General features: G+C 65.4%; 10 protein-coding genes. 6 read left to right on the plus strand and 4 right to left on the minus strand.

All coding sequences use genetic code 11. The features are described from left to right. Positions 1–67 precede the first annotated feature (67 nt). The 4 genes from AB4851_RS04740 to AB4851_RS04755 form a co-directional block, all read right to left on the minus strand. Positions 68–823 (minus strand): alpha/beta fold hydrolase, encoded by a 756-nt coding sequence (locus AB4851_RS04740; protein WP_414442041.1) that lies wholly within the window; start codon positions 821–823, stop codon positions 68–70. 66 nt (positions 824–889) lie between these two features. Beyond that, complete coding sequence (locus AB4851_RS04745) at positions 890–1,987, minus strand: alkene reductase (protein ID WP_414448648.1); 1,098 nt, start codon at positions 1,985–1,987, stop codon at positions 890–892. 54 nt (positions 1,988–2,041) lie between these two features. Further along, a complete protein-coding gene (locus AB4851_RS04750) occupies positions 2,042–3,457 on the minus strand; it encodes an NAD-dependent succinate-semialdehyde dehydrogenase (RefSeq protein WP_414448649.1) in 1,416 nt (471 codons plus the stop codon). 96 nt (positions 3,458–3,553) lie between these two features. After that, positions 3,554–4,369, minus strand: a complete 816-nt coding sequence (locus tag AB4851_RS04755; RefSeq protein WP_414448650.1) for a helix-turn-helix transcriptional regulator — start codon at positions 4,367–4,369, stop codon at positions 3,554–3,556. Between the two features lie 305 nt (positions 4,370–4,674). Between AB4851_RS04755 and AB4851_RS04760 the strand changes: the two genes are divergently transcribed. The 6 genes from AB4851_RS04760 (at position 4,675) to AB4851_RS04785 (ending at position 11,775) form a co-directional block, all read left to right on the plus strand. After that, positions 4,675–5,139, plus strand: a complete 465-nt coding sequence (locus AB4851_RS04760) for a GNAT family N-acetyltransferase (protein ID WP_414448651.1) — start codon at positions 4,675–4,677, stop codon at positions 5,137–5,139. Positions 5,140–5,800: 661 nt separating this feature from the next. Further along, positions 5,801–6,160 carry a hypothetical protein gene (locus AB4851_RS04765; RefSeq protein WP_414440714.1) on the plus strand — a complete coding sequence of 120 codons (360 nt, stop codon included), beginning with the start codon at positions 5,801–5,803 and terminating at the stop codon, positions 6,158–6,160. 44 nt (positions 6,161–6,204) lie between these two features. Continuing rightward, the gene (locus tag AB4851_RS04770; RefSeq protein ID WP_414440713.1) at positions 6,205–6,618 is read left to right on the plus strand and encodes a carboxymuconolactone decarboxylase family protein; all 414 of its coding nucleotides are present in this window, start codon (positions 6,205–6,207) and stop codon (positions 6,616–6,618) included. Positions 6,619–6,653: 35 nt separating this feature from the next. Continuing rightward, positions 6,654–8,417, plus strand: coding sequence for a carbamoyltransferase (locus AB4851_RS04775; protein WP_414448652.1), 1,764 nt, complete (start codon positions 6,654–6,656; stop codon positions 8,415–8,417). Between the two features lie 14 nt (positions 8,418–8,431). Then, positions 8,432–10,516, plus strand: coding sequence for a hypothetical protein (locus AB4851_RS04780; RefSeq protein WP_414448653.1), 2,085 nt, complete (start codon positions 8,432–8,434; stop codon positions 10,514–10,516). A 23-nt stretch (positions 10,517–10,539) separates the two neighbouring features. Beyond that, on the plus strand, positions 10,540–11,775 hold the full coding sequence (locus AB4851_RS04785; RefSeq protein WP_414448654.1) for an MFS transporter: 1,236 nt from the start codon (positions 10,540–10,542) through the stop codon (positions 11,773–11,775).

An 11,775-nucleotide genomic window follows, 5' to 3' on the forward strand; every position in this document is an offset into this window, starting at 1 on the left:
CACTATAGCCACGATTAGACCAGTCGTCTACAACTTTCTCGAACGACGCCGACCGGTTTTCCTCGGCTTACCGTGCGCGACCCGCGTCGCGCGCCGCCTGCTCGATGACGTTCGCGACTTGCGCGGGATGCGCGATAAACGCCACGTGACCGCCATGGATTTCCGTCACCGTGCTGCCCGCGCGCTGCGCCATGAATCGCTCCAGGTCGGGATTGACCGTCCGGTCCTCCTTGGAGACCACGGCCCAGCTCGGCTTCGACTTCCACGCGGCTTGCGTCACCGGGGCATTGGCGGTCTGCACCGCGGGAAGGACCTGCGAGATCGCCATGAAGCTGGCGGCCGCGGGCGGAACGCCGGCCGCGAAATCGGCCGCAAAGCTGGCTTGGTCGAAGTACAGATGGCCGTCCTTCGTGAGCTTGATGCCCTTGGTGGCAGGCGGCATCTTCTCGGCGAGGTCGCGCAAGGTTTCGCCGACGTCCGGTTCGAACGCGGCCACGTACACCAGCCCCGCGACCTTCGGATCGTCCCCCGCCTGCGTGATCACCATGCCGCCATAGCTGTGCCCCACCACGATGCTCGGCCCATCCGTCGCGTCGATCGCATTGCGGGCCGCCTTCACGTCGTCCTCGAACGAGGTTTCCGGCTGCTGCACGACCGAGACCTTGAAGCCGTCGCGCGTCAGGATATCCGCGACGCCCTGCCAGCCGGAACCATCGGCGAAGAAGCCGTGAACGAGCACGACGTTCTTGACGGGTTCCGCGACAGCCGCGTGGCTTGCCGTCAACGCGGCCGCGAGTGCAACACCGGATGCAAATCGGTTCATCGAAAACATGATTCAGACTCCTTAAGGAAAAGTCACTACGAGGTAAAAAAGTGTTCGGTATCGCGTTCAAGCCTTCATCGCGGGCCAGTCCGAATAGCCGGTCGCGTCGCCGCCATACCAGTACTGCTTCGGTGCTTCCGCGAGCGGCGCCCCACTGGCAAGCCGGCCAACCAGATCCGGATTCGCGATGAACGGCCGGCCGATGCTGAACAGATCCGCATCGCCCGCTGCCAGCGTGGTTTCCGCCAGGTTCAGCGTGTACTGGTTGTTGGCGATGTAGGCGCCCTTGAAGCGCTTGCGCAACGCGGTGAAGCTCATGCCGTCGGAGGCCTCGCGGCTCAGTTGCGTGACGCCTTCGATATCGTGGATGTAGAGCAAACCAAGCTGCGACAGGGCATCGACGAAGGCCCCGAAGGTGTCGGCCGAGTTGCTGTCGAGCGGCGTATCGCCGGGCGCGGTCGTGACGGGCGAGATGCGGATGCCAACCCGTTCCGCGCCCCATACGTCGACCACGGCGCGCACCACGTCGAGCGGAAAGCGCAGGCGGTTTTCGAGCGAGCCGCCGTACGCGTCGGTGCGGTGATTGGTGCTGTCTCGAATGAACTGCTCCAGCAGATAGTTGTTCGCCGCATGCACTTCCACGCCGTCGAAGCCCGCCCGCTTGGCGTTTTCCGCGGCGCGCCGGTAATCGTCCACGATCGGCGCAATCTCGCTCGTTTCGAGCGCGCGCGGCGTCACGAAATCCTTCATGCCGTCATGCACGCGGATCTGGCCCGCCGGCTTGATGGCCGACGGCGCCACCGGCAGGCCGCCATCGTGCATGTCGGGGTGGGACATGCGCCCCGTGTGCCACAGCTGCAGGAAGATTTTCCCGTCCTGGCGATGCACGGCATCGGTCACGCGCTTCCAGCCGGCAATCTGGGGTTCCGTCCAGATGCCGGGGGTGCGCGGATAGCCGCGCGCCTGCGCCGAGATATTGGTCGCTTCGGTGATGATCAAACCGGCATTGGCGCGTTGCGCGTAGTAGTCGGCGGCATAGTCGGGCGGCACGCCCGCGTCGTCCGAGCGGCTGCGTGTCATCGGCGCCATCACGATGCGGTTCTTGAGCGACAGGCCGCCGATCGTCACCGGTTGCAAGACGGGGCTGGTGGTGGAATGGGACATGATGTGGGCTCTCTTCGGTTTCAAGGTTCAGGGTTGGGTTGTCGAGCGATGCGCTCAGTTCACGGTCTTGGCCCAGACGGCCTGGGCATTGGTGAACTCGCGCAGGCCGAAATGCGACAGCTCGCGGCCATACCCGCTCTTCTTCACGCCGCCGACCGGAATCCGGGCGTTCGACGCGGAGAAGCCGTTGATGAACACCCCGCCCGTTTCCAGACGACGCGCGATGCGCTGGGCGCGTGCGACGTCCTGCGTCCACAGGTTGCCGCCCAGCCCGTAGTCGCTCGTATTGGCCAGCTCGATCGCGTGCTCCACGTTCTCGGCCACGGTGATGGCAGCCACGGGGCCGAACGTCTCCTCGTCGAACGCGGCCATCCCGGGCATCACGTTCGCCAGCACGGTGGGCGCGTAGAAGTTGCCGGCACCGTCCAGCTTGGTGCCGCCGAGCAGGAGCGTCGCGCCGGCGGCGATCGTCCGCTCGACCTGGCCATGCAGTTCGTCGCGGAGATCCGCGCGGGCCATCGGGCCGATCGCGCTGTCCGGGTTGAGCGGATCGCCGACGATCAATCGCTTCGCGGCCTCCACGAACTTGCGCGTGAATGCCTCGGCAATCGGCTTTTCAAGGATGAAGCGCTTGGCCGCCAGACACACTTGCCCGGCGTTCTGGAAGCGGGCCTCGATGGCGGCCTTCACGGCCAGGTCGAGGTTCGCGTCGGCCAACACGATGAACGCGTCCGAGCCGCCCAGTTCGAGCAGGCTCTTCTTCAGGGCCTGCCCCGCGGTGGCGGCCACGGCGGCGCCGGCGCGCATGCTGCCGGTCAGCGTGACGGCCGCGATCCGGTCGTCCCGGATTGCGCGGGCCACCGTGTCGTTGTCGGTGTTCAGGTTGGCGAACAGGCCTTTCGGGAAGCCGGCCGCCTCGTATGCCGCCTGGAGCGCATACGCGCAGCCCATCACGTTCGGCGCGTGCTTGAGCAGGAAGCCGTTGCCGGACAGCATGATCGGCCCCGATGCGCGAATCACCTGCCAGAACGGGAAGTTCCAGGGCATCACGGCCAGGATCGTGCCGACCGGCAGATAGGACACGTGGACCTGATCGTCGCCATCGACGTCGACCGGTTCGTCCGCGAGGATCGCCGGGCCGTTCTGGGCGATCCAGTCGAGGGTGCTCGCACACTTTTCGATTTCCGCGTGGGCGGCGGCGAGCGTCTTGCCCATCTCGGCCGTGATCAGGGCGGCGAGCGTGTCGGTCCTGCCTCGCAACTCGGCCGCCAGACGGCCGTAGGCGGCCACGCGTTCGCGCATCGGGGTGGCACGCCAGAGGCGAAACGCTGCCGCGCTCTCGTCGAGAATGCGTTCGACGTCGCTCGGCGTCTGGAACGGGTAGCTTTCAATCCATTCGCCGGTGGCGGGATTGCGGGAAACGGCGACAGCGGCTGCTTGCGGGTTCGACAGCGTGGCGGGGACTGACATCGACGACCTCCATGACCTTTGATTGAGCAGCGTTCAGTGCTGCGATGAAGGTCAGTGTAGGGAGTCTCGATTCAGCGAAGAAGGCGTCCTGTAATCCTATGACTGCCGGTCATAGGCAGCGATCTTGGGGATATACGTCACCAGCGAGAGGTCCGGCCGCCCCTCCGGCGTCAAGGCGACGTAGGTGAACGAAATATGCCCGGCGGTCGGATGCTGAAGCCGTTTGCTGCCTTCGTCGAAGCCCTTCACGTCGATGTCCTTCCACCAATCCTGAAACTCCGCGCTCTCGACGGACAGTTCCTCGACGAGTTCGTCGAACGGGGCCTTGTCCGTGGCACGGGCACGCGCGGCTCGGAACGCCGAAATCATGCCGCGCGCCATCTGCTCCCAGTCGAGAATCAAGGTGCGATACGGCCGATAGAGAAAGAGCAAGCGCAAGGTGTTGCGCTCGTGCGGCTTCAACGAGCCGTAATCGACGAACAAGTCGGCAATCGCGTCGTTCCACGCGAGGATGTCGAGGCGCGCGTTTCGGACATAGGCGGGGATCGGATTGATGGCGCGCACCAGCTGTTCGAGCCCGGCGCTCACTTCCGTCTCGCCGGACGACGCGGCGGTCGGCGCCTCCCGCGTCGACAGCGCGAACAGGTGGGACGACTCCACGCGATCGAGTTTCATGACCTTGGCGATGCGCTCCAGCGCATCGACCGACGGCTGAATATCGCGCCCCTGCTCCAGCCAGGTGTACCAACTGACACTGACGCCGGCCAGGACGGCGACTTCCTCCCGCCTCAAGCCGGGCGTGCGGCGCGGGCCATCCGGGAGGCCGAAGTCCTTCGGCTGCAGTCGCGCACGCCGGCTGGTGAGAAAGGCGCCCAGTTCGCGCCGCTGTTCGGGAGATGTTTTCTTGACCATGCAGCACTGTACCTTTGTACGTGTGGGTTATCAGAAAAGTTGTCCGCAGCAGAAAGCAGCACGGAAACTCACGTGCCGTTTGGCTACACGATTCAGCTCAGGTCAAGCATCCTTACCGAGGAAAATGAATCGAACCGACGCGCAATGGCCGGCGCGAAAACAGAATGACCATGGCTGCCCAGCCATTTTGGTGAATGCGATACTGACGCCGCGCCCGAGCTCCGATACGCACCGTACATCTGCCCGCCGCGCGGCATCCTCTGCGCGGCGCCCCTCTACTGCCGAAAGACGACGGGACTCTTTCCATGATCATCAAACCAGCCGACTTCCAACATCCGCAGGTCAAGGATCTTCTGCGTCTGCACCTGCAGGGCATGCATGCGAACTCTCCGCCGGACAGCGTGTTCGCGCTCGACCTATCCGGCCTCAAGCGGCCGGACATCGCGTTCTTCACCGCCTGGGAGGACGACACCTTGCTCGGCTGCGGCGCACTGCGCGAACTCTCGCCCACCCGCGGTGAAATCAAGTCCATGCGCACCTATCCGGCGCACCTGCGCCGCGGCGTGGCCTCCCGACTGCTCACGCACCTACTCGATCTTGCACGCGAGCGCGGCTATACGCGTGTGAGCCTGGAGACCGGTTCAGGCGATGCGTTCGAGGCCGCCGTGACGCTGTACCAGCGCCACGGCTTCATCAAGGGCGAACGCTTCGGCGACTACACCTCCACGGGCTTCAACCGTTTCTTCCATCTCGATCTGGCCGCGAACTGAACGCCTTCATGCGCACGCCGCGGTCTCGCGGCGTGTGCTCCTCTGCCGAACCTCCCGCCCCCTTCGCCTCGGCGCCACACCGGCTCTCGCGTGCCGGTGCGGCGTTTCATTTTGATATTTACTGGTATCGGCTTAAATCCATAAATTTATACCAACCGTTTAATTTTGCATTTACGCCTATCGGAATTTGCTGCTAAACTAATCTCAGTCAATTAATGCACAATCTTGGTGAATATAGTTTTGAAAAGCGGCTGAAGATCAATAAACAGTTCAGCATTACCTGATTAAGCATCCGGCGCACCATTGCAGTGCGGTTGGGTGCTGACGACCGACGACGCGCGAGTGCTCAGTTGTATCCGCGTCGCATGCCTGCCGAAGCCGCCGGAGGGTCTCCGCGAATTCGGCGTCTGGACGGCGGTGCTCCACCACCAGCGGTGGCTCGCGGGTAGCGTCGCTTACGAAGCCGCTACTGGTCCACGCTGTGCCATGATCGCGGCCAGTTCGCATTTTGTGATATTGAGCCGATTTAATTGATTCGTAAGCAATCGATTAACCTTCATCGCAACCTTGGCATTTAAGAAGTGCAATTGCCAGCTCCAATTGGAGCAAAATTTGCTTCAATTCACCCGATTTATTTCACGCTGAAATTCAAAATGCGAGCATGATTTACTTCAACTACCGTTCGATACCTGAATTACGCGCCTGCACGGCCGACGAGAAGCATCGGGTCTGGCATTACTCGATGAAGAAGGCGATGCACGGCAAGATCCTGTTCTACCAGCTGCTGCTGATCGTGCTGCTGGCCACGCCACTGATCGCGATCGTCGCGCTCAGCATGCGCGAGCGCTTCCCGAACCCGTTCGTGTCGATTCCGCTCAGCTATCTGCTCGGCGTGATCGTGCTCTGGCTCGCCGTCCAGATCTCGAAGCTGACCTTGCTCAACGTGCTGCGCAAGGAGGTGGCGAGAACCCTGACGGCCTTCGGAACGCAGGTGCCGAACCTCGAATCCGGCTATTCGTGACACCTTGAAATCGAGTCTCAATCGACAACCAACGGGAGTGATTCATGATTGACAGATCGGCGTGGAGTGAGCGGTACAAGTTGGGGTTGGCTGCCATCAAGGCCCTGGAACCCGACAATGGTGACCTCGTGCTGAACAAGCTGCGCGAGGTGTCGCCGCGTTATCACGACATCAACGTCGAGTCCTACGGCGACTACTTCGGCGACGAGCGGCTATCGATCAAGCTGCGCACGCTGATCACGTTGACCACGCTGGCGGCGATCAACGCGTATTCGGGGCTGATCCAGTTCCATGCGAAGGCCGCGCTCGAGGTGGGCTGGACGCCCGATGAGATCTTCGCCGCGCTGGAACAGAACTCGCTGTTCGCCGGCTACCCGTACGCGATCAGTTCCATCTACACGGTACGCGAGCTGTTCATCCAGCTCGGCGTGCTCGCCACCGAGCCGCGCGCGGAATGAGCCGCGCTCACGCCCGCCTTCACCAGGAACGCTAGATGAACGTTATCGGCATATCGGCTCACTATCACGACGCGGCCTGTTGTCTGCTGGTCGACGGCAAGCTCGTCGCCGCGGCCGAGGAAGAGCGCTTCACGCGACTCAAGCACGATCCGTCGATCCCGCGGCACGCGCTGCGCCACTGCCTCGATGCCGCCGGCCTCGATATCGTCGATATCGACTGCATCGCCTATTACGAGAACCCGCACCGCAAGCTCGAACGGCAACTGGCGATGAGCCTGCCGCATCTGCACGCGCGGCCGAACCTGTCGTTTCGCCGCCAGGTCGATCCGGCCATCGTCATGCGCGACATTCGCGAGGTGCTCGGCTTCGAGGGCCGCGTCGAGTGCTTCGAACACCACCGCTCGCACGCGGCCAGCAGTTATTACTACGCCGGCTTCGACGACGCGGCGGTGCTGACCGTCGACGGCGTCGGCGAGTGGAACACGATGTCGTTCGCGCAGGGTCGAGGCAGCCGTCTCGATCTGCTGGGGCAAGTCGATTTTCCGCATTCGATCGGCCTGCTCTACAGCACCATCACCGCCTATCTCGGCTTCGAGGTCAACGAGGGCGAATACAAGGTGATGGGCCTCGCCCCGTACGGCAAGCCGACGCTGACCGAGCCGATGCGGCAGTTGGTGAGGTGCAGCGAGGGCGGCAGCTTCGAGCTCAACCTGCAATATTTCGCCTTCATCGGCGAGGATGTGATGTACAGCCCCGCGCTGGAGGCGTTGTTCGGCCGCCCGGCGCGCCAGCGCGGCGCGACGCTCGACAGCTTCCACTACGACGTGGCGCGCAGCCTGCAACTGGTGCTGGAGGAACTGCTGCTCGAGAAGGTCCGTTATCTGCACGCGCTGGTGCCGTCCGAGAACCTCTGCATGGCGGGCGGCGTGGCGCTCAACTGCGTCGCCAACGGGCGGATCCACCGCGAGGGGCCGTTCCGCAACCTGTTCGTGCAACCGGCCTCCAACGATTCCGGCTGCGCATTCGGTGCGGCCGCGCTCGGGCACGTGCTGCTGACGGGCGAGGCGCCGGGCCTGGGAGAGCTGCGTCACGTCTATCTCGGCAGCGCCAACGAGAGCGCCGAGGTGAGCCGTCTGCTGGAGAACTCGCCCGCACGCTGGCAATCATTCACCGGTGACGAGGCCGCGCTGGTCGATGCCGTCGCCGAACGGCTCGCTGCGGGCAAGGTGATCGGGTGGGTGCAGGGCGCGATGGAGTTCGGCCCGCGTGCGCTAGGCGCGCGCTCGATCCTCGCCGATCCGCGCGTACCCGACATGCGGGAGCGAATCAACCGGGCCGTCAAGAAGCGCGAGGGCTTCCGCCCGTTCGCGCCGTCGGTGCTGAAGGCGCACGCGTCGAGCCACTTCGATCTGGCCTATCCGTCGCCATTCATGCTGGAGACCTGCCAGACGCGCTCGCCGCTCGAGCTGCCCTCGATCACGCACGTCGACGGCTCTGCACGCGTGCAGACCGTGGACGAGGCGGTCAGCCCGCGTTACGCGCGGCTGATCGAGGCGTTTCACCAGCGCACCGGCTGCCCGCTGCTGCTCAACACCTCGTTCAACCTGAAGGACGAGCCAATCGTGCGCACCGTCGAGGACGCGCTGATCTGCTTCCTGCGCTCGGCGATCGACTGCCTGGTGGTGGAGGACGCGCTGATCGATCGCGACGAAGTGCCCGAAATCTGGCTGAAGCGCTTCGGCGACACCGCCCCGCTGGTCTCGTCGGGCATCGCCCACAACGTCTACAGTTTCATCTAGGAGGCGAGTAGCCGATGACATCTCCCACCCTAATTCGTTTGGCACAACTAATTGGTGATAATCGAGACGCACCCGAGATCATCGACCTCGTCAAGTCGCTGGTGCTCGGCGAAGCCACTGCCCTTCCGGCTGCCACCACGACGAAGCCGCCCGCCGGGCTTGCCGTATCGAAGCCGGCCGAGGCCGGCGACACGATCGGCTGCTGGCGGCGCGTCGCCGATCATCCGCAGCGTTTCGAGCGCATCAAGGACGCGCAGGGCAACTGGCGCACCTGGGCGGACCTGGAGCACTTCGAGTTGGACGGCGCGGCGCGGCGCGTGGTGTTCGTCGGCGAGTCGGCCGGACGCGGCTTCCTCTACGACCCCTACCTGACGCCCGCCGGCGTGCTGCACAAGCACCTGGAGCGACTCTCCGCATCCTCGGTGCAGGTGCTCGACCTGGCGCGCACCAACATGAGCTTCACGGAGAGCGTCGAGATCTCGACGCTCTCCGCCGAGCTGCTGCAGCCCGACGCACTGGTGCTGTTCGCCGGTAACAACTGGCTGTCGGCCGGCGACATCTTCGGCTACGTCGATCTGGTGGGCCTGTCGTCAGCGCTGCGCGCCGACGGGATCGCGGGCCTCGTCGCGACGCTCGAGCAAGCGCTGGAAGGCTTCGCCGCCCGGCTCGTCGGCACGCTCGCGCGGATCGGCACGAGTACCGGCGCGAAGCTGGTGCTCGCGATCCCCGAATTCAACCTGCGCGACTGGAAGCCCGGCTTCACGCAGGCGCCGCCCCTGTTGTCGGGGCCGGCGCTCGCGCAATGGGAGGCGCTGCGCGCCGAGGCCGAGGCGGCCCGCGAGGCCGGCGACGATACGCGCCTCGAACGCGCGGCCGACGCAATGCTTGGGCTCGACGGCGGCCATGCCTCGCACAGCCTGTGGCTGAAGGCACAGGCGCTGCTGCACGCACAGGGCGCGCCGGCCGCGCGGCCCTGGCTCGAAAAGGCACGCGACATGGCGGCGATCCTGCCCGTGCCGCAGGCGCCCGGCATGCACACGCGCTCGATCGACGCCCTGCGCCGGCACGCCGCTGCGGCCGGCATCGCCGTCGTGGATCTGCCACAGCGCATCGCCGAAGAGGGGGCGCTGCCGGGCCGCGAGCACTTCCTCGATTACTGCCACCTGACCGAACTCGGTATCGATACGCTCGCGCGGCATGCGGCGGCGGCCGTGGTGGCCGCGCTCGGCTGCGGCAAGCCTGGCGCCGACAAGGCCGACGACAAGCCGGCCTATGCGCTGTCGGCGCGCGCCCGGGCCAGCGCCATGTTTCTCGCGGCGATCCACAACGCGAACTGGGGGCAATCGGGCGAGATCGTCGCGCACTGGGTCGACTCGGCGATCGACACGGCGCCCGACGACGTCAGGCGCTGGTACCGCTCGTTCCTCGCGTTCGAGACTTGCCTGCAGCCGCGCTGGACGCACCAGGCATTCGACGATCTCGACATCGCGCAAGTGGAGCGCTACATGGGCTTCAAGCTCAACCCGCACCTGGCTGACCACGAGTTGAAGTCGGCGATGGTTCAGGCGCTGGCGCGCCACGGCGAGACCGGCGTGCGCGAAGCCTGGCATGCGCAGCTGTTCGACGCCTATCTGCGGCCCGGCACCACGCAGGACCTGTTGCAGCCGCAGCACGCGGCACGGCACCACGCGGCGCTTCGCCCGTTTCACGAGAACCCGGGCTACTACCAGGCCGTTGGCGGCGAATCGGACTTCGCCGTGATCTCGGACGGCCGTGCCGGCGCCGTGCTGCGCTCCGTGATCCGGGCCCCGCGCGGCTTGTACGGGCCGGCCCGCTGCCTGGTCAGCGTCAACGGACGCACGGTCGGCACGCTTGCCGTCAGCACCGCCTGGAGCCGTGCCGAAACGATGATTCCCGCCGATGCGCTGGTGCCCGGCGTGAATCGCCTGGTGCTGCACTGGCCCGCACCCGACCGCGTCGACGACACGCTGGTCGAGCGCGCGGCACGCAGCCTGTCGATGCAGCGTGGTCCGGAGGTGTTTCACGTGCGTGGGCAAATCCACCGCCTGACGCTGATGGCTGCGAGCCCGGCCGCCTAGCCCTCGAATCCCGGAGTCCTTCCATGTCCACGCTGTCCCGGATCCTCGCGCTGCCGCCCGTCGCGCGGCTGATCTTGTTATTCCAACTGCTGATCAATGCCGGCAGCTTCATGGTGATCCCGTACCTGGCCGTCTATGTGGTCAAGGACATTGGCCTGAGCGTCGCGTTCGCCGGCATCGTGCTGACCGTCAAATCGGCCTGCCAGCGCGGGCTGATCCTCTATGGCGGCTACCTGGCCGACCGCCACGGCGAATTCGTCGCAATCGTGCTCGGCAACGTGTTGCGGATCGCGTCCTATCTCGGGCTCGCGCTGTTCACGCACGACGTCGGGCTGCTGGTCAGCGCGGCACTGCTGGGCGGCAGTGCCGCGCTCTTCATCCCGGCCTCGAAATCGGTACTGGCCAAGGTCGTGACCGACGACCAGCTCCACTTCGCCTATGCCACGCGCAACGTCTTCAACAATCTCGGCGTGGCGGCCGGCGGCATCCTCGGCGGCGTGCTGATGCGCCTCTCGCCGACGATGATCTTCCTCGCCGCGGCGGCGATCCAGGCGATGGTGCTGACGTTTTTCGTCGTCGCGGCGCGCGGCGCGACGCGTTCGCGGCCGGAATCGGCCCGGTCACGGCCGGCCGCGCCGACGTATTCGTTCGGCGCGGCGGTGCGCGAGATCCTGCGAAGCCGCGGCTTTCTCGCGATGTCGCTGGTCAACGTGGTGTTCTACGCGATCTACATGCAGCTCGAGCTGACGCTGCCGCTGCACGCGAACCAGCAGTACGGGACGGCCGCCTCGGGCCTGATCTTCACGATCAACGCAGTGGTCATCATCGCGCTGCAGTTGCCGCTCACTCAGTGGCTCGCGCGGCGCTGGTCCGCGCACGCGATGCTGGCGGCGGGCTTCGCGATCGTGGGCGCGAGTTTCGCCGGCTTCGCCGGCCTGCGTGGGCCGCTGTGGTTCGGCCTGATGATCGCCGTCTATACGATCGGCGAGATGATCATCGACCCGACCATCGATGTGACGGCCAACCGTTCGATCCCGCGCCAGTACGCCGGCACCGTGTTCGGCATGCTTGGCCTGACCGCGCTGCTCGGCTCGCTGCTGGGTGGCACGCTCGGCGGCGAATACTATGCGCGGCTCGCGAGCAAGTCGCTCTACTGGAGCGGCTACGCGGCCCTCTCGCTGGCCGCCTGCGTGGCGCTCGGCTGGGCCGCGCGGCGCCGGCATCCGGCCTTCTCGCGGCAGTCCGATGGCACCGTCTGA

This window comes from Burkholderia sp. 22PA0099, from assembly GCF_047497165.1.
Taxonomy (GTDB): Bacteria; Pseudomonadota; Gammaproteobacteria; order Burkholderiales; family Burkholderiaceae; genus Burkholderia.

Coding starts and splice junctions, on each gene's coding strand:
- AB4851_RS04765 (WP_414440714.1), top strand. CDS start 5,801: ATGATTTACTTCAACTACCGTTCGATACCTGAATTACGCGCCTGCACG.
- AB4851_RS04760 (WP_414448651.1), top strand. CDS start 4,675: ATGATCATCAAACCAGCCGACTTCCAACATCCGCAGGTCAAGGATCTT.
- AB4851_RS04770 (WP_414440713.1), top strand. CDS start 6,205: ATGATTGACAGATCGGCGTGGAGTGAGCGGTACAAGTTGGGGTTGGCT.
- AB4851_RS04740 (WP_414442041.1), bottom strand. CDS start 823: ATGAACCGATTTGCATCCGGTGTTGCACTCGCGGCCGCGTTGACGGCA.
- AB4851_RS04785 (WP_414448654.1), top strand. CDS start 10,540: ATGTCCACGCTGTCCCGGATCCTCGCGCTGCCGCCCGTCGCGCGGCTG.
- AB4851_RS04755 (WP_414448650.1), bottom strand. CDS start 4,369: ATGGTCAAGAAAACATCTCCCGAACAGCGGCGCGAACTGGGCGCCTTT.
- AB4851_RS04745 (WP_414448648.1), bottom strand. CDS start 1,987: ATGTCCCATTCCACCACCAGCCCCGTCTTGCAACCGGTGACGATCGGC.
- AB4851_RS04780 (WP_414448653.1), top strand. CDS start 8,432: ATGACATCTCCCACCCTAATTCGTTTGGCACAACTAATTGGTGATAAT.
- AB4851_RS04750 (WP_414448649.1), bottom strand. CDS start 3,457: ATGTCAGTCCCCGCCACGCTGTCGAACCCGCAAGCAGCCGCTGTCGCC.
- AB4851_RS04775 (WP_414448652.1), top strand. CDS start 6,654: ATGAACGTTATCGGCATATCGGCTCACTATCACGACGCGGCCTGTTGT.